The 17,779-nt window shown below is 55.3% G+C and carries 14 protein-coding genes; 10 read left to right on the top strand and 4 right to left on the bottom strand.

Annotation, left to right across the window (positions count from 1 at the left end):
- Positions 1-231 precede the first annotated feature (231 nt).
- From NZ823_14890 to NZ823_14865, 6 genes are all read left to right on the top strand, one after another.
- A complete protein-coding gene (locus NZ823_14890) occupies positions 232-1,383 on the top strand; it encodes a 50S ribosomal protein L11 methyltransferase (GenBank protein MCS6806416.1) in 1,152 nt (383 codons plus the stop codon).
- Positions 1,384-1,602: 219 nt separating this feature from the next.
- Positions 1,603-2,412, top strand: coding sequence for a phytanoyl-CoA dioxygenase family protein (locus NZ823_14885; GenBank protein ID MCS6806415.1), 810 nt, complete (start codon positions 1,603-1,605; stop codon positions 2,410-2,412).
- A 508-nt stretch (positions 2,413-2,920) separates the two neighbouring features.
- Positions 2,921-3,346: a c-type cytochrome gene (locus NZ823_14880; protein MCS6806414.1), complete on the top strand. Its 426-nt coding sequence runs from the start codon at positions 2,921-2,923 to the stop codon at positions 3,344-3,346.
- Positions 3,347-3,414: 68 nt separating this feature from the next.
- Positions 3,415-4,512 carry an AmmeMemoRadiSam system radical SAM enzyme gene (gene amrS / locus NZ823_14875; GenBank protein ID MCS6806413.1) on the top strand — a complete coding sequence of 366 codons (1,098 nt, stop codon included), beginning with the start codon at positions 3,415-3,417 and terminating at the stop codon, positions 4,510-4,512.
- A 2-nt stretch (positions 4,513-4,514) separates the two neighbouring features.
- Positions 4,515-4,715, top strand: a complete 201-nt coding sequence (locus NZ823_14870; GenBank protein MCS6806412.1) for a hypothetical protein — start codon at positions 4,515-4,517, stop codon at positions 4,713-4,715.
- 194 nt (positions 4,716-4,909) lie between these two features.
- The gene (locus tag NZ823_14865) at positions 4,910-6,262 is read left to right on the top strand and encodes an alginate export family protein (GenBank protein MCS6806411.1); all 1,353 of its coding nucleotides are present in this window, start codon (positions 4,910-4,912) and stop codon (positions 6,260-6,262) included.
- Positions 6,263-6,662: 400 nt separating this feature from the next.
- Here NZ823_14865 and NZ823_14860 read toward each other — a convergent pair whose 3' ends face one another.
- The 3 genes from NZ823_14860 to NZ823_14850 all read right to left on the bottom strand — a co-directional run bounded on the left by NZ823_14860 (position 6,663) and on the right by NZ823_14850 (position 9,063).
- Complete coding sequence (locus NZ823_14860; GenBank protein ID MCS6806410.1) at positions 6,663-7,076, bottom strand: response regulator; 414 nt, start codon at positions 7,074-7,076, stop codon at positions 6,663-6,665.
- A 209-nt stretch (positions 7,077-7,285) separates the two neighbouring features.
- A complete protein-coding gene (locus NZ823_14855; GenBank protein MCS6806409.1) occupies positions 7,286-8,146 on the bottom strand; it encodes an SDR family NAD(P)-dependent oxidoreductase in 861 nt (286 codons plus the stop codon).
- Positions 8,146-9,063, bottom strand: a complete 918-nt coding sequence (locus NZ823_14850; GenBank protein MCS6806408.1) for an NAD(P)-dependent oxidoreductase — start codon at positions 9,061-9,063, stop codon at positions 8,146-8,148. Before NZ823_14850 ends, NZ823_14855 begins: the two co-directional genes overlap by 1 nt.
- 267 nt (positions 9,064-9,330) lie before the next feature.
- Here NZ823_14850 and NZ823_14845 point away from each other — a divergent pair, with 267 nt between their 5' ends.
- Complete coding sequence (locus NZ823_14845; protein MCS6806407.1) at positions 9,331-11,058, top strand: proline--tRNA ligase; 1,728 nt, start codon at positions 9,331-9,333, stop codon at positions 11,056-11,058.
- Between the two features lie 50 nt (positions 11,059-11,108).
- Complete coding sequence (metH, locus tag NZ823_14840; GenBank protein ID MCS6806406.1) at positions 11,109-14,789, top strand: methionine synthase; 3,681 nt, start codon at positions 11,109-11,111, stop codon at positions 14,787-14,789.
- Positions 14,790-14,795: 6 nt separating this feature from the next.
- Here metH and NZ823_14835 read toward each other — a convergent pair whose 3' ends face one another.
- The gene (locus tag NZ823_14835) at positions 14,796-14,966 is read right to left on the bottom strand and encodes a hypothetical protein (protein MCS6806405.1); all 171 of its coding nucleotides are present in this window, start codon (positions 14,964-14,966) and stop codon (positions 14,796-14,798) included.
- Positions 14,967-15,051: 85 nt separating this feature from the next.
- On the opposite strand from NZ823_14835, the gene NZ823_14830 reads away from it, so the two are divergent.
- The gene (locus tag NZ823_14830; GenBank protein ID MCS6806404.1) at positions 15,052-16,410 is read left to right on the top strand and encodes an insulinase family protein; all 1,359 of its coding nucleotides are present in this window, start codon (positions 15,052-15,054) and stop codon (positions 16,408-16,410) included.
- Positions 16,403-17,689, top strand: coding sequence for an insulinase family protein (locus NZ823_14825; protein MCS6806403.1), 1,287 nt, complete (start codon positions 16,403-16,405; stop codon positions 17,687-17,689). The genes NZ823_14830 and NZ823_14825 overlap by 8 nt, the downstream gene beginning before the upstream one ends.
- Positions 17,690-17,779 lie beyond the last annotated feature (90 nt).

The raw sequence follows: 17,779 nt of genomic DNA, 5'->3' as shown, positions 1-17,779 counted from the left end.
ACGGGCGCGACAGTTCGATGTGTTGAGTCGGTTATTGAATCACGTGCCAGTGCGGCAAATCACCGGCTATCGAGACATCAACCGCATCCCAACCTTGTGTCAAGTGATCCTTGACGATCTGCGAAGTCGCGGCGACACCTGAAGGTCACGACGAGTGAGCTTACTGCCTGCCGTGCCGCCGAATGCTCCTCGACGATTTATGCATGTGAATACGCTGGATGGGAGACATCTATGTACAGCATTGCTGCATACGGGACGATGATTGCCGACAAGGGACGGATGGAGCCCTACTGCGAGGCGCTGCGCAGGGCCGTCAACCCGGGCAGTGTTGTTGTTGACATCGGCACAGGCACGGGCATATTTGCGTTGCTGGCTTGCCAGATGGGCGCGCGGAAGGTCTACGCAATTGAGCCTGACGACGCGATCCAGGTGGCTCGCGAGCTGGCCGTTGCCAATGGCTATGCCGACCGGATTGAGTTCATTCAGAAACGCTCCAATGAAGTGGAGCTCCCAGAACGGGCCGACGTCATCATCTCCGATTTGCGAGGCATCCTGCCGATGTTTCAATCTCACCTGCCGGCGATTGTAGATGCTCGAACGCGGTTCCTCGCTGCCGGTGGCGTCATGATTCCTCAGCGTGACACATTGTGGGTGACGGTGGTGGAAGCGGCTGAGCTGCACAAGGAGTATGCTGCCCCGTGGGGTGATGACCCTTATGGCCTGGATATGCAACCGGCGCGAAGCATTGTCATCAACACCTGGGGGAAGGGCCGGCGTGTACCCTCGCAGTCCATGCTGGTCGAACCGCAGTGCTGGGCGACATTGGACTATACCCGATTGGTCAATTTCGATGTCATGGGCGAAGCGCAGTGGTCGGTTACTCGCGCCGGCCTAGCTCATGGTCTGCTTGTATGGTTTGATGCTGAGTTGATTGACGGGATCGGATTTTCCAATCGTCCGGGTGAGCCAGAAGTGATTTACGGACGCGCTTTCTTCCCTTGGCCAGAGCCGGTCTCGCTCGCCGTGAACGATAGAATATCCGTAAGTCTACAGGCCGACCTTGTTGGTGAGGATTATATCTGGCGGTGGAATACACAAGTGCGCGAGCAGGCCTGCGCGGGGCAGATTAAAGCTGAGTTCAAACAGTCAACCTTCTACGGTCATCCACTCTCGCTGGAGCGCTTGCGAAAATGCGAAGCGGGTTATACGCCCCGTCTCAACCAAGATGGCCAGATTGACCGAATGATCCTGAACCTGATGAATGGTGAGCTGTCGCTTGATAAGATCACGGATCAGGTCATGGAGCAATTTCCTGGCCGGTTCGCCTCGCGGAAATTGGCGTTGGCGTACGTTGGCGAGCTTTCACAGAAATACAGCCAGTAGCCTCTCGTCTTGCCGATGCGCACTGCTCGGCAAGCTGCGGGCCAGAGTTAGGCGCTGACGGCGTTGACGCTCGTTTACGAACCTGGAATAGTTCGCTCCGAAATCCGGATTCAGCGACCCACAATTGCTGTGAGCCCTGCTTGACACCTCGACTGCTGAATACGTTGGCCAGCTTCATGGTCACTTCTTGGGGGTGAGCATGGCTCATGAGGGCCGATCATGATGCTTCCAGCCATTTCATTCACTCCTGACGAGCATGCATGTTCGTGTGTCCGACAGGATGTGCTTCAGCAAGCTGTCAAGCAGTTTCGCCTTCATGGTTGCCTCTTTCTGGGCAATGTCTTTCCTACGAAGTTTATGACTCGCCTGCGCAATGCTTACCAGAAGCGGTATGCACGCTATTTTGAGGAAGCGCACCATCTGGATGCGTTGGAGGTGGGCCAGAAGCGTTATATGGTGACAGTCGCCTTTCGTCCTCCATTCACAGCGCCGCTTTTATATGCTCATCCACTCGTCTTGCCGATCATCAGAGCCATACTCGGTGAAGATTGTGTGCTGGGAAGTTTGGCCTCCGTGGTTTCGTTACCGGGGGCTCCGTTGCAGCATCTTCACCGTGATGGGCCCGCCCTATTTCCTACAATGCCGAACGAGTTGTTGCCCTGTTATGCTCTCACGATGGCCATTCCTTTAATCGAATTTAATGATGTGCATGGAACAACAAGGATGTGGCCGGGCACACATCTCCAGATAGCTGAGCAGCCAGTCAACGCGTCGTTTGTAGACCCGCAGGTGCCGGTCGGGTCGTGTTTCTTGATGGATTACAGAATACTGCACCAAGGGACTGAGAATCGTTCTCAGCACGTACGCCCGCTTTTGTATTTGGTTTATCATCGCCCCTGGTTCAAGGATTATCGAAACTATAAGAAACAACCGTTCCTGATTATCTCCAAGAGGCAGTACCAGAAGATACCGGAATGCTATCGCGGGATGTTTGCCTGGATCGAGCATTATAAACACGGCCTATTCTGATAAAGCGTTTGACGGCAGTAGCCCGAAAAGGGGTTCATACGCTCGCCACACGTCTTAATTGCAACCGCATAGCACGCGGATGGACGCCGATGAAGCGGATATGGGCCGATGTTTTGATCTGCGTTGATCCGAACGGCTCGCGTGATCCGCGTAGATTTGGGTCTGCCGGTTGAAAGCGGACCTGAATCTCATTGCCTACCATCTACCCTCGTGTGAGCTCCCTCTAATCGTTTCCACCTTTTTGCGTCAGTTTCTCCTCACCATCTGAATCCGCGAAGCGTCTGCTACATAGTGATGGCGGAGCCCTGCTTTGGTGGGCTCATAGCGCCACACTGATGGCTCAACTGGGTGATATGACGCTTTGCAGAGGGCGAAATTCCCATGCGCATTTGCTCGTCAGGGCTAATTGATTGTTTATCAACGGATGGCATTCGATGGATGGCTGGTACGTTGTTTGCACATATATTTGCCTACCCAGAGGTGAAGAAACTAATCGTAGGAGGAAACTATGATGAAGAACGCGGGAGTCATCCTCATGATGGGCTTTCTGGCCGCATGGATGCTCGGCGTGAGTGTCACGCCCGACCATGTTGTGGCGTGGCAGGATGAAGGGTTTATAAGCAAAGGGCAAGAGCTTTACCGCGAGCACTGTGCAACATGTCATGGGCTAGATGCCAAAGGCAACGGGCCGGCGGCGCGCGCGTTGAAGAAGAAGCCGACTGATCTGACGCGCATTCAGCAGCCGGGCGAGAAATTCCCTGCATATCGCGTGTTGAATGCGATCGAAGGTGAGAAGATCACGCCAGCTCATGGGAGCCGGGAAATGCCCGTGTGGGGAACGATCTTTCGGCGTACCAAGGGCTCGATGCAGGAGAAAGGTGATATTTACGCCTTGATGAAGTACGTCGAATCTATTCAAGTGCACGCTCAATAGCTCTGCGCCACCTGTTCCCAATTGAATATCTCCCGGCATCGAGCCGTCCGAGCAGCGAGGAGGACCACATGAGAGAAGCGATGCTGTATCATCGGACTGGCGACAAGGGGGTCGTGTGTGATCTTTGCCTTCATCAATGCCGCATTGAGCCGGGACGGCGTGGACGGTGCGGCGTGCGCGAAAACCGCGATGGGACACTCTATACGCTTGTGTACGATCATGTGGCTGCGCTGGAAGTAGACCCGATTGAGAAGAAGCCCTTCTTTCACGTTCAACCTGGCTCAATGTCTTTATCCGTTGCCACCGTCGGGTGTAATTTACGGTGCCGGTATTGTCAGAATCATTATTTGTCGCAACTGACCAAGGGGCGCAATCCGCGCATCATTGGCGAGCTGCTGAGCCCCGCCGAGATTGTGGAAACTGCCCTCAGACACGGCTGCCGAAGCATTGCCTACACCTATACTGAGCCGACCGTTTTCTTCGAACTCGTTTACGAGACGGCGCGGCAAGCTTATGCCCAAGGATTGAAGAATCTGCTGGTGACCAACGGGTATCTTTCGCCGGAAGCGATTCGTCAACTCATGCCGTATGTGATCGCGGCGAATGTAGATTTGAAAGGGTTCGATAACGCCGCGTACCGACGGCTCACCGGCGGCAAGCTGCGGCCTGTGCTTCGGTGTATTCAGTTCATGCGGGCGCTTGGGATGTGGGTTGAGGTCACGACGTTGATTGTTCCGGGACATAATGATTCGGATGAAGAACTACACGCCATCGCGGAATATCTGGCCTCGCTCTCATACACCATCCCGTGGCATGTGACCGCTTTCGTCCCAGCCTATAAAATGGCTGACCATGCGCCGACGCCGGTCGAAACGTTACAACGAGCTTATACCATCGGGCGTCATGCCGGGTTGCACTACGTTTACTGTGGCAACATTCGAGGGAGCGTCGGCGCTAACACGTGGTGTCCACACTGCCGCCGCTTGCTCATTGAGCGAGCTGGATTGACGGTGTTGGCCAACTGGATTGTCAATGATCAATGTCCTGACTGCGGCACACCAATCGAAGGCGTGCAGATGAGCGGCCCGGCGGTCCACCACCATGTCATGAACAACGCCGGACGACAGCCGCTCAGGACAATGTCAGCTTACACCAGCCGGAGGTGAGTATGGTTCGACTCGAGTTGACCGTCGAAGAAGCAACCTTGTTGTTGGAGGAACTCAAGGAGCGGCTCGGCACACTTCGCGAGGAGATTTATCATTCCGACACCTATGAATTCACCGAGGAGCTGAAACGAAAACAGACTGTTTTGCGAAATCTTATCGAGAAAGTTGAGACCAGCTTGGCGCCGCCGGATGTTACGCAGTGATGAACGTTCATGCCCCGCCAGAATCAATCCGGATGCCGGGTGAGCGGATTAGCTTTTCTCGTCAACAAGAGAATGCGTTATGCCATATCAAGCAGACTGACCAATGAAGCGGTCTCGGGTTGAGCGGTCGTGTGGTTTTGATATGACAGGCAGCGCTAAGGAGGATCGTGATGATACAAGGAGCGTCGCGTTCTGTGGCAGTCATCGTTATGGTATTGTGGTTTTGTGGGACCGTTTCGGCCCAGCAGCTTGTGCCGGCCGTTGCTCATTCACCGACCATTCCATCGCCAACCGAGGGCTGGCGCTGGCCGCATCAAGGGATGGCTCGGATCAACCAGCGGACCAAAGAGTGGCTCACGCTGGGCGCCGAACTGCGGCTACGCTGGGAAACCAGGCAGAACGCCGGGTTTCGCCCAAACAATGACGACGGATATTTGCTGACCCGCGTCCGGCTGAACGTGGATATTCATCCTGGCTCATGGTTCAAGATTTTTCTTGAAGGCCAGGATGCGCAGGCGCTCGGTTTCAAGGCTGATCCTGACCCGCCCGCTTTTCAAGATTCATTCGACTTGCGGCAAGCCTACCTGGAATTTTTTCATCGCCAACGAAAAGGATGGGGGCTGCGCGTTGGGCGGCAGGAGGTAAACTTTGGCGATGAGCGGCTCATCGGTTCGTTCAATTATGGCAATACGGCCCGGACGTTTGACGCTGTGCGCGTTTTTTATGAACACGCACGAGTCCGCCTCGATGGCTTTGCTGCGGCTGTGGTGCGTATCGAAGATGGCCGATTCAATCGAACGACCGACGGCGACAATCTCTACGGGCTGCATGCCACGTTCCCCACGGCGATTCCAAAGGGACGCTGGGACGTCTACACGTTTTGGCGGGCGCAGTCACGCTTGTTGAATGAGCGCGGTCAGCCGGGCGATGCCGACCGGATCACGTTCGGCACACGCTTGGCAGGCACACTACCGGCCAACTTCGATTACAACATCGAGCTGGTCGGCCAAACCGGAGATGTGGCCGGCGATGAAATTCGCGCCGGCGCCGTTCATGCGCTCATCGGGCATACGCTAAGCAACGTGGCCGGCAAACCGCGGCTCGTCGGTGAATACAATTTTGCTTCCGGCGATGGCAATCCGAGCGATGGCAAGGTTGGAACGTTCGATCAGTTGTTTCCGACGAATCACGCCAAGTACGGTTATGCTGATCTGGTGGGTTGGCGCAACATTCATGATCTGCATGGCGGCGTGTCAGTCAAGCCGGTTGAACGCGCCAGTGTAGGATTTGATCTCCGTTGGTTTTGGTTAGCCAGCCCTCGTGACGCATTTTACAATGCAGCCGGACTGCCTGTTGCGCGGATCAGGGACGGCGCGCGCCATCGGCATGTGGGCCGCGAGATGGACCTCTCTACCTCCATCAAGTTAACCAACCATCTGTTTATCGAATCGGCGATCGGTTACTTATTCGCCGGCAGTTTCCTCAAGCAAGCCACACCGGGGGCTAATTCGAGTTACATTTACGGCATGGTAGGTTATCGGTTTTGATGAACTGTCGTCGTCGTTGTGACTCATTGTGCCTCATTGCGGAGGAACCGTCCGATACATCAGCCCAAAGCCGTTAGGTGCTGAACACGTGTGCGCCGCCGGCCTACTCACCGAGCTGAGTAGGTGGACAAAAGTTCCGGGAGATTTTGGGGGACGGGTTGGAGGGACGGGACGTTTCGGAGCGCGGTGACGTGTCACCGCTTTCTGGCCAAAGCTACGACGAGTCGCAGCACTCCAAAAACGCCCCGAACTTTTTTAGAAATGCAAGAGCTGAGGGTTCGACCTGCTCAACCGATCCGAGCGATTTGTGAGTGAGTTTACCCTAGGGCACACGCTTGCGGCGTGCATCAGCTCGCAAAAAGATGCGGGGCAACCAGGATAAATGCAATTGAAAATCGCTCTAGGCGGCCGCAGCACATGGGGTGTCAGCCGTGCGCTTGTTGGTTGTTGCTTCAGACCGCAAACAAAAGTGCCGGAGCGCCGCAGTAAATTCATCGCGTGTGAACGGCTTTGACATATACAAATCAGCGCCCGCTGTTTCAGCCTGCGTCCGCGTGTCTTCTTCAGACCAACCTGACAGGGCAAGGATTCTCGTCTCTGGTGAAATGAGTCGCACGCATGCGATCAGCTCTTCTCCCGGTATGGGTTCCATCGTCATGTCGGTGACTATGAGGTCATATCGTTCTCGTTGAATTTTGTATGCAGCTTCAAGCCCGTCACAGGCTATCTCTACTTGATGTCCTTCGCTTCGACAGAAAATATCGAGTAGGTGTCGAATCGGCGCTTCGTCATCAACGACCAGAATCTTTGACATACTGTCTGTTCTCCTCTTGGTGTGGTTGAGACCCCTGATGAGCCGAGGCTGAGCCATCGCCCGCGGGGCGCTTCGTCCGGTGCACCGGTATCTTGACATAACAGCCTTGCCGAAGAGAATTCGTATGATTGCTTAGTTCTGTCGGTAGTTTTACGTAACCGGTGTGTCGCCACGCATGTCAAATCCGTCGGGCGGATTCGGAACAAGCTTTACGATTTTTGCGTGGCGGTCAGTTGGCGATTGAGTAAAGAATCAAACACGCGGTCGGGCAGCAGTCGCTTGAGCAGTAACGCGATTTGGGCATGAAGCGGCGCAGCGTAGCGTGCGCGTGGATGGTCGGCCTTCAAGGCTTCGACAATCAGCCGTGCAATATCGTCGGGTTGGCCGGCGATCTTTTTGATGCGCTCGTACCCGCGACTCAAGTTGGAAAAAAACGGGGCATACGGCCCGGCCTGTTCGCTCATCGGTTTGGCGAGTTCATTGGCCACCTGAACAAATTCGGTGAGGATGAAGCCTGGCTGAATCAGTACGACTTGTATGCCGAATGGCGCTAGTTCACCACGTAGCCCATCGGAGATCGCCTCCAGGGCATGTTTGGTGGCGTCATAGACGGATGACATCGGCCGGGCGATGCGTCCGGCGACCGATCCAACGTTGATGATTCGGCCACTGCGTTGTTGCCTCATCAGTGGAATCACCAGTTGCGTCAGCGCAATCAGCGAGAAGAGATTCGTCTCAAAGTTTTGGCGAATGGCTTCGACCGGAACCAATTCAATCGGGCCACGTTGACCATAGCCAGCATTGTTGATCAGTGCGTCAATGCGACCGAAATAGCTCACCGTCTCTTCAATCAGCCGCCGACGATCTGCCTCAGATGTCACATCTGTGACAACGGGCAGGGCAAACCCACCCGCGCTGGCAATCTCTCGTGTGAGAGCTTCCAGTCGCTCCTGCCGTCGTGCCGCCAGCACAACTTTGGCGCCTTGCCCGGCCAGGCGTCGCGCTGTTGCTTCGCCGATGCCGGCCGATGCGCCCGTCACAATGATGACTTGCCCACGAAGCTCTCTCATCAGATTGTCTCTGGCAAAGCTGAGCCCGAACCGATGCGCGTCCGAGCCATTTCTTCCAATACCTTGATGGCCGCCGAATAATCTTCACGGCTATAACCGGCTGCTTCCGCTGCGACAAAAAGCTCGCGCGCTGCCGCTAAACTCGGTAGCGCCACACCAAGCTCGCGAGCTGCTTGCAGTATCAGCTCAATGTCTTTGAGCATGTGTTGAACATAGAAATTTGCTTGCGAGAATTGGCGTTGCGCGATCATGCGTGCCTTACTTTGATACATCGGCGAGTTGAGCGCTGAGGCCGCCAGTACGTCCAGAATTGTCTCAATCGGTATGCCAGCCTTTTGACCCAATACCAACCCTTGCCCTAGGGTAACAATCATGCTGGCGATGAATTGATTGCAAATCAGCTTCAGGTAAGTTGCCTGCACAACATCTGGGAAGCGCCAAATGCGATTGCCAAGGGCGCGGAATATCTCATCTGTTTGTGGCCATGCCTGAGGTGATCCACCAACAAAGATCAGCAACGTGCCATCGCTGGCCTGGGGGCGGCTGCCAAGCACCGGCGCATGAATGAAGCAGAAGCCTTGAGTTTGGGCCAGGGATGTGAGTTGTTGCGAGAGGGCTGGTGAAATCGTGCTCATGTCAACATGGACTTTGCTTTCGACGCGCTTGGCGTATAACCCCTGTTCACCGCAGGCCACTTCGTGGAGCGCGCGGTCGTCTGACACCATTGTAATGATGACATCGCACGCCGCTGCCACATCACATGGCGCCGCGGCCCGTCGGGCGCCGCGTTCGACCAAGGGTTGCGTCTTTTCGACTGTGCGATTGTAGACGGTTAGCTCAAAGCCCGCGCCGAGCAGCCGCTCAGCCATCGGCCGACCAAGCGTGCCTAATCCGATGAAGCCGACTTGTTTTGTCATGGCGGCGGTCAATGTAGCTTGAAGCGCCCTCAGACGCAAGCGTGTCAGGAATCAAAGACAGAACCTCGCCTCGGCCATCCGCGTCGGAGGCGGATGGGACGTGGCGGGTTACTGCCTTTCGCTGCTTTGTGTCTGAGCCGGTGAACAACTAACTTTCGGTGGCCGCACTCGATATGACGTTGCCCGTATACAGATGAGGCCGAGATGGATACAATGCTCCATTCTCGAAACATGATGTTACTGCGTGGAGGATGAACAAGGTCGTTTATGCGTTGGTCGAATTATTTCATTCCAACTTTGAGAGAAACACCGGCTGATGCCGATGTCATCAGCCATCAGCTCTTACTACGCGCCGGGTTGATCCGCCAGTTGGCGGCTGGCGTCTATAGCTATTTGCCGCTGGCGTGGCGCACGTTGATGAAGATCATGGACATTATTCGTGAGGAAATGAACCGCATTGGCGGTCAGGAGTTTCATCTGCCGGCGATTCACCCAGCCGAGGTCTGGAAAGAGAGTGGTCGCTGGGAGGTGATGGGCGATAACATGTTTCGCCTGACCGACCGCAAAGGCGCTGCCATGTGCTTGGGCATGACCCATGAAGAAATCTTCACGGCCATTGCCCGTCACGAATTACGCTCGTATAAGCAACTGCCGCAGACATGGTATCAGATTCAGACCAAGTTCCGCGATGAGCCACGCCCGCGCTCCGGCGTGTTGCGTGTGCGCGAGTTTATCATGAAAGACTCCTATTCGTTTGATCTGGATTGGAGCGGTCTGGATAAATCCTACGAGCTTCACCGTCAGGCCTATTGTCGCATCTTCAGCCGTTGCGGGTTGGAATTCGTCATGGTGCAGGCCTCGTCAGGTTCTATGGGAGGGTCGGAGTCAACCGAATTCATGCTGTTGACCGATTCCGGCGAAGACCATATTGCGTTATGCGCAGCCTGCGGCTATGCAGCCAATACAGAGAAAGCCACGTCACGGCTGGCGCCAATTCATGATGAAGACGGCCTGAGCCAGCCGGAACCATTTCCAACGCCCGGTGTGCGCACGATCCAGGACCTGGAGCAATTTCCTAACGGCGCGGCGGCTGAGCGGCAGATCAAAACGTTGGTCTACATGGTGGATGGTCAGTTAACATTGCTGTTGCTGCGTGGCGATCATGAATTGAATGAGACGAAATTGAGCGATCTGGTCGGTCCGGTGCCGCTTCGTCCGGGGCATCCGGAGGAGATTCGAGAGGCCCTGGGCGCGTTACCTGGCAGCCTTGGCGCCGTCGGCGTGACGCGCTATCCGATCATCGCCGATTATGCCATTCGCGGTCGAAAGAATATGGTCACGGGAGCGAATCGCGATGATTTCCATTTGCGCGGTGTTGATGTCGAACGCGACATTGCCGTCACGCAGTGGGCCGATCTACGCTCGGTCAAGAGCGGCGAAGGCTGTCCGCAGTGCGACGCCTCGCTACAAGTAAGGCGGGCGCTGGAAATCGGGCATATCTTCAAGCTCGGATTGAAGTACAGCACTTCGATGGGCGCTTATGTGTTGACCGAGCAGGGCCGAGAAACGCCGATTGTCATGGGCAGCTATGGGATCGGCGTTGAACGTGTCATGGCCTCAGCCATCGAGCAGCATCATGACGCCGATGGCATTATCTGGCCGATGTCTATCGCGCCGTTTCAGGTGGTGATTACGCCCGTCAACCTCAGCGATTCACAACAGGCGCAAGCCGCCGAGCGCCTTTATCAAGAGCTGACCAAAGCTGGCGTTGAAGTTTTATTGGACGACCGAGACGAACGCCCTGGCGTCAAGTTTAAGGACGCCGATTTAATTGGTATTCCGTTGCGCGTGACCATCGGCCCGAAGAAACTGGCGCAGGGACTCGCTGAGATCATGCTTCGACGCAACCGCCAAACCATTGAGGTGACGCTCGACGCAGTTGTTCACAAGGTGCGCGAGCTGATCCACGCCGAGTTAGAATCGCTGGCCGGCTAAATTGCTGGCTTCTACCTGAACCGCTATAATCGTTGGCGGGTGCAAAGGAGATGATCTTCGATACGCTGACTGAACTGCTGCAAAAACGAATTCTGCTGCTTGATGGTGCGATGGGCACCACCATTCAGCAGTACCGGCTGACAGAGGCAGACTTTCGCGGCCAGCTCTTGAAGGATCACCCATACGATGTGAAAGGGAACAATGACCTGCTGTGCTTAACTCAGCCGCAGATCATCACCGAGATCCACCGCGCGTTCCTAGAGGCGGGAGCGGACATCATCGAGACGAACACATTCAACGGGACGGCTATCTCGCAAGCCGATTATCACACCCAGTCGCTTGTCTATCAGATTAACTTGCAGGCAGCGAAAATCGCTAAGGAGGCGGCGCTGGAGTTTACGCGCCGGACGCCTGATAAGCCGCGCTTCGTTGCCGGCGCGCTCGGTCCTACCAACAAGACGGCCTCGCTCTCACCTGATGTCAATGATCCAGGGCTGCGGGCCGTCTCGTTTGACGAGTTAGTAGTGGCTTACACCGAGCAAATCCGCGGCCTGATTGATGGCGGCGTTGATCTGTTATTGGTCGAAACCATCTTCGATACACTCAACGCCAAGGCCGCCCTGTTTGCCATTGAGGAGTATACACGGTCGCTTGGCAAGGCGCTGCCGGTGATGATTTCAGGCACGATCGTGGATGCCAGTGGCCGCACGTTATCAGGACAAACGACCGAAGCGTTTTGGATTTCTGTTTCGCATGCGCGGCATTTACTCAGTGTTGGGCTTAATTGCGCCCTCGGTTCGCAGCAGATGCGCCCGTTTATCGAGGAACTGTCGCGGCTGGCGCCGGTGTTTGTCAGTCTGTATCCCAATGCCGGGCTGCCCAATCAGTTTGGCGGTTATGACGAAACGCCGGAGATGATGGCTGAGACGCTGCGCGACTATGCGCGGCACGGCTTCGTGAACATCATTGGTGGATGCTGCGGCACGACGCCTGAACATATCAAGGCGATGGCTCCCATTGCCGATGAGTACCCGCCCCGGCAGCGGCCTGAGGTTCCTCCTTATCTGCGATTGAGCGGCTTGGAGCCGCTCGTGGTGCGGCCTGAAACAAACTTCGTCAACATTGGCGAGCGCACCAATGTAGCCGGCTCGCGCCGGTTCGCGCGGTTGATTATGGACGGCGATTTTGAAGGCGCTCTGTCGGTGGCGCGGCAGCAGGTGGAAAATGGCGCTCAGATTCTCGATGTCAACATGGACGAAGGGCTGTTGGATTCGGAAGCAGCCATGGTTCGGTTCCTACGGTTGTTGGCGGCTGAGCCGGACATTGCCCGTGTGCCCATCATGATTGATTCATCCAAGTGGTCGGTGATCGAAGCTGGGTTGAAATGTCTGCAAGGGAAATCCATTGTCAATTCGATCAGCTTGAAGGAAGGCGAAGAAGCGTTCAAAGCACAGGCACGTAAAATTCTGCAATATGGCGCGGCCGTGGTGGTCATGGCGTTTGACGAGCGGGGGCAGGCTGATGTTTATGAGCGCAAAATTGAAATCTGTGAGCGCGCCTATCGGATATTGACGCAAGAAGTCGGATTCGCGCCGCAGGACATCATTTTTGACCCCAATATCCTCACGATTGCCACCGGCATTGAAGAACATCAAAACTACGCGATTGACTTCATTCGCGCGACACGATGGATAAAAGAGCATCTGCCGTTGGCCAGCGTCAGCGGCGGCATCAGTAACATTTCGTTTTCGTTTCGCGGCCACGAGCGCGTGCGGCAGGCGATGCACGCGGCGTTCCTCTATCATGCCATCAAAGCGGGCTTGGACATGGGGATTGTCAATGCTGGTCAACTGGAGGTTTATGAGGAAATCCCGCATGACTTGCTGACGTTGATTGAAGATGTGCTGTTCAATCGCCGGCCGGATGCTACAGAGCGGCTGGTGGCCTATGCAGAGGGTCTGAAACGGACGGGCAGAGAAGCTGTTGTTGAAGATGGATGGCGGCGCGCTTCAGTGGAAGAACGATTAAAGCACGCCCTGATCAAGGGCATTGTTGACTACATCGAAGAAGACACGGAAGAGGCGCGGCAGAAGTACGTCAGCCCATTGAAAGTGATCGAAGGCCCTTTGATGGACGGCATGAATGTGGTCGGTGATCTATTTGGCGCCGGCAAGATGTTCCTGCCACAAGTGGTCAAAAGCGCCCGCGTGATGAAGAAGGCTGTGGCGTATTTGGTCCCATTCATTGAGGCGGAGAAAGCGAAATCGAATGAGGCGCGCGCAGCCGGAAAAATCGTGCTGGCTACCGTCAAAGGCGATGTGCATGACATCGGCAAGAACATCGTCGGCGTGGTGTTGGCCTGCAACAATTACCAGGTGATTGATCTGGGCGTGATGGTGCCGTGCGAAAAGATTCTGCAGGTAGCCCGTGAGCAGAACGCCGACCTGATCGGGTTGAGCGGATTGATCACCCCATCGTTGGACGAGATGGTTCACGTCGCGCAAGAGATGGAACGACTGGGTTTCCAGGTTCCGTTGCTGATTGGGGGGGCCACGACGTCGCGGATTCACACGGCTGTCAAAATTGATCCGCATTATTCTGGGCCAACCGTTCACGTGGTGGATGCTTCGCGCACGGTTCCCGTCGTCAGCCAGTTGGTTGATACTCGCACGCGCGCTGCCTTTGCTCAGGCTGTTAAATCAGAATACCAGAAGATTCGCGACGATTATCAACGCCGCCAAGCTGATAAATCCTATTTGACGTTGGAGCAGGCGCGAGCGAATCGGTTGCAATTTGATTGGACGCAGGTGCACATTACTACTCCTCAACGCATGGGCATCACGGTGTTGACGGATTATCCGCTTGAAGAGATCAGCCGGTATATTGATTGGACGCCATTTTTCCTGACGTGGGAATTATCTGGCAAGTATCCTGATATTTTTGAGCATCCCAAAATCGGCCAGACGGCACGCAAGCTCTACGAAGACGCGCAGGTCATGCTGGCGCAGGTGATTGCCGAAGGTCTTTTGAAGGCTCAGGGCGTCGCCGGTTTGTTTCCAGCTAACAGCGTTGGCTATGACGATATCGAAGTCTATGCTGACGAAACGCGGCAGCGGGTGCTGGCCGTGTTTCATACGCTTCGGCAGCAGAGCATAAAGGCGCCGGGGCATCCGAACCTGGCGCTGGCCGATTATGTCGCGCCAAGAGAAACCGGCGTGAAGGATTACATTGGTGCGTTTGCTGTGACAGCCGGCATTGGCATTGAGCAGGTCATTGCCCGATTTGAGCGTGAGCACGATGATTACAGCAGCATCATGATCAAAGCGTTGGCCGACCGGCTGGCCGAGGCGTTCGCCGAATTGCTGCATCAGCGCGTGCGAACCGAGTTGTGGGGATACGCGCCCGACGAACAACTGACCAATGAAGAGCTGATCAAAGAAGCCTATCGTGGCATCCGGCCGGCTCCCGGCTATCCGGCCTGTCCGGATCACACGGAGAAACGGATTTTGTTCGATCTGTTACAAGTTGAAGCACAGACCGGCATCCGGCTGACGGAAAATTTAGCCATGTACCCAGCAGCCTCTGTGTGCGGTTTGTACTTTGCTCACCCAGCGTCCAAGTACTTTGCCGTCGGCAAAATCACCCGCGATCAGGTCCTCGATTACCACCGTCGCAAGGGCATGAGTATCGAAGCTGTTGAACGCTGGTTGAGTCCTTATTTGAGCTACTGAGCAGGCTCAGGCGGTGTAAGGATCACCGATGCGTCCCGTCTGCCTGAGGCGCCGGTGACGAACGATGGCTCGACCGATGAGCTGGAGTGTGGCGCAGCCCGCCGGCTGACCGAAGCTGATAGCCCGCAACCGTCCGTCACCTCCAGGAAACGTCAGCGAACCAAACAATGACGACAAAGACTATTCGCTCACGGCAAGATTGGCTATAATGATGGCTCGTGGTTGATTGAGCACGCCGAAGGATAAATAAGGAGAAATAATCTTGGCTGAGCATATTTATGTCACAGGTCAGGTCGTAGCCGAAGGGATCACGTTCGTTGATGCCGCGCAGGGTATTGAGGAGTACCGACTGGACAATGGCATGAAGCTGCTATTGGTCGCGCAGCCCGTCGCGCCGGTGGTTGCGTTGATGGTTCTTTACCATGTGGGTTCGCGGAATGAAGCGGTCGGTTATACGGGGGCGACCCACTTGCTCGAGCACATGATGTTCAAGGGAACGCCGACATTCAACACAAATCGAGGCACGCAGATTGCCGCCGTCCTCAAGAGACTTGGCGCGCATTTCAATGCCACCACCTGGCTTGACCGGACGAATTACTTTGAAGCAGTTCCGAAAGAACATCTGGAATTTGTCATCCAGTTGGAGGCAGATCGGATGAGGAACTCGCTCATTCGTGACGAAGACCGAGAAGCTGAGCGGATCGTCGTCCGCAATGAGCTGGAGCGAGGCGAGAATGAACCCCTGCGCGTGTTAGATCAACACGCCTGGGCCGCTGCGTTTCGCGAGCACCCATATCATCATCCGACGATTGGTTGGCGATGTGACGTGGAGAATGTGCCGACAGAACGATTGCGCCAGTTTTACCACACGTTTTACTGGCCCAAGAACGCGACCACCATTATCGTCGGTGACTTCCAGCGCCATGAGGCGCTCTCGTATGTGGCCAAGCACTTTGGGCGAATTCCGTCACCGCCCCATGAGATTCCTCCGGTCTATACGGTCGAGCCACCCCAAGAAGGCGAGCGACGGTTCAAATTGCGTCGAGTCGGCGAAGTGGGATTGGTGCAACTCTGCTTCCATATTCCTGAAGCGCGTCATCCCGATGTCTACCCGTTGGCTCTGTTGTCCCGAATCTTAACCGACGGCATCACCACGCGATTATATCAACGGCTCGTAGATGCAGGGTTAGCCATCAGTGTCAATTCAATGGCTTCGCACCTGAAGGATCCGGGCCTGTTTGAAATTGTTGCTGTTTTGCGCCCGGAGGTGCCGCATCAACAGGTTGAGGATGCCATTTTGGCTGAATTGGCCTGCATTCAAGATCAGGGTGTGTCCCAAGCTGAACTGGATCGCGCCAAGGTTAAGATTGAAGCCACTGTGTACTACGAGCGCGACGGCGCATTGAATTATGCCTGTGCGCTTGCTGAAGCTGAGTCCAGCGCCGACTGGCGTTGGTTTCTTGATTATGTTCCGCAGGTGCAACGTGTGCAGGTGGGCGATATTCAACGGGTCGCGCAACAATATCTGGTTGAAGACAATCGAACCGTCGGGTGGTTTGTCCCCAAGGCTTCGCCCGGCCCGCAAGACCAGCCGCAGGGAGAAGAAGAAAGCGATGAATAACGGCATGTTTGCATCCCGCACCCACCGCGCTTGTTTGCCCAACGGGTTCACACTGCTCGTTTATGAAAATCCGGCTAGCCCGACCGTGCACCTGAGTATGGCGTTGCGGGCCGGTCGGTTCCTCGATCCGCTGGACAGACCTGGCCTTTCTCAACTAACTGCCTCAATGCTCAAGCGTGGCTCAAAGCAACGCTCCAAATTTGAAATTGCTCAGACGCTCGAAGACGTTGGAGCGAACGTGGAGGTTTCAGCAAATCGTTTCCTGATCGGCGCTGAAGGACAGGCGTTGTCCAAAGACATCGGCCGGGTCTTATCAACGCTGGCCGAAATTCTCCGACAACCGGCCTTCCCTGAAGATGAGCTGGACAAACTCAAGAAACAGGTCATCGGCAGCTTGAGACGACAACAGGAACAAACCGATGTCCGCGCCTTTGAACGGTTTTGTCAGATATTATATGCGCCAGGCAATCCGTTTTATCAACCGCCCGTTGAGCAGCGCATTCAGTCCATTGAAACCATATCGGTTGAGGACTTGCAACGGTTTTATCAAACCTATTACGGAGCTGCGACAGCCATGCTCGTGGTGGTGGGCGACGTCAAGACGAAGCAAGTGCAGCAGCAGGTGGAAGAGCTATTTGGCGATTGGGCAGCCGGCGCACCGGTGCCAATTGAGGTCGAACGAACCAGACCCGGCGAGCAAACTCAACGTGAGCTGATCCACATGCCTGATAAGGCCAATGCCAACGTGGTGATGGGACACGCGGGGCAATTACGTCGAACCGATCAGGATTATTATGCAGCGTTCATTGCCAATGCCGCGTTAGGCCAGTCCACGCTCTCATCACGATTGGGCCTGCGCGTCAGAGATCAAGAAGGACTGACTTACGGCATCGCTTCACGATTTTGGGAAGCGAGCTTTGCTGATGGTCCCTGGGCTGTCAGCTTCACGGTCAATCCAGATAATTTGAACAAAGCGCTGGCGTCCACATTGGAAGTCATTGACGCTTATCTGCAACAAGGTATCACTGATCGCGAACTTGAAGATGAAAAATCATCCTTCGTCGGTTCATTCATTGTCGGATTGGATACCAACACCGGCATGGCGACACATCTGCTCTCGGCGGAAGCCTATGGCTTCGGCCCGCAGTATTTGGACCGCGTTCCTCAGTTGGTTCAGGCTGTCACCAAACAACAGGTCAATGCGGCGATTCAAAAATTCATCCATCCGAGCGGATTCGTCACCGTGATCGCTGGTTCATTAAATGACGTCGCGCTTTGACCGGACCAACTCTTGCCTCGTGCGCGTAGCGACGCAGCCGCCAATGAATACATCCCGTCGTATGATCGCTGAGGCTCCGATTTTGATGGC

The sequence above is a fragment of the Blastocatellia bacterium genome (genome assembly GCA_025054955.1).
In the GTDB taxonomy this organism is placed as follows: domain Bacteria; phylum Acidobacteriota; class Blastocatellia; order HR10; family J050; genus JANWZE01.
The sequence above is the reverse complement of the archived record's forward strand: the minus strand, read 5'-3'. Positions and strand labels throughout refer to the sequence as shown.

Coding starts and splice junctions, on each gene's coding strand:
- NZ823_14885 (MCS6806415.1), top strand. CDS start 1,603: ATGATGCTTCCAGCCATTTCATTCACTCCTGACGAGCATGCATGTTCG.
- NZ823_14870 (MCS6806412.1), top strand. CDS start 4,515: ATGGTTCGACTCGAGTTGACCGTCGAAGAAGCAACCTTGTTGTTGGAG.
- NZ823_14890 (MCS6806416.1), top strand. CDS start 232: ATGTACAGCATTGCTGCATACGGGACGATGATTGCCGACAAGGGACGG.
- NZ823_14855 (MCS6806409.1), bottom strand. CDS start 8,146: ATGAGAGAGCTTCGTGGGCAAGTCATCATTGTGACGGGCGCATCGGCC.
- NZ823_14845 (MCS6806407.1), top strand. CDS start 9,331: ATGCGTTGGTCGAATTATTTCATTCCAACTTTGAGAGAAACACCGGCT.
- NZ823_14825 (MCS6806403.1), top strand. CDS start 16,403: ATGAATAACGGCATGTTTGCATCCCGCACCCACCGCGCTTGTTTGCCC.
- metH (MCS6806406.1), top strand. CDS start 11,109: ATGATCTTCGATACGCTGACTGAACTGCTGCAAAAACGAATTCTGCTG.
- amrS (MCS6806413.1), top strand. CDS start 3,415: ATGAGAGAAGCGATGCTGTATCATCGGACTGGCGACAAGGGGGTCGTG.
- NZ823_14850 (MCS6806408.1), bottom strand. CDS start 9,063: ATGACAAAACAAGTCGGCTTCATCGGATTAGGCACGCTTGGTCGGCCG.
- NZ823_14880 (MCS6806414.1), top strand. CDS start 2,921: ATGATGAAGAACGCGGGAGTCATCCTCATGATGGGCTTTCTGGCCGCA.
- NZ823_14860 (MCS6806410.1), bottom strand. CDS start 7,076: ATGTCAAAGATTCTGGTCGTTGATGACGAAGCGCCGATTCGACACCTA.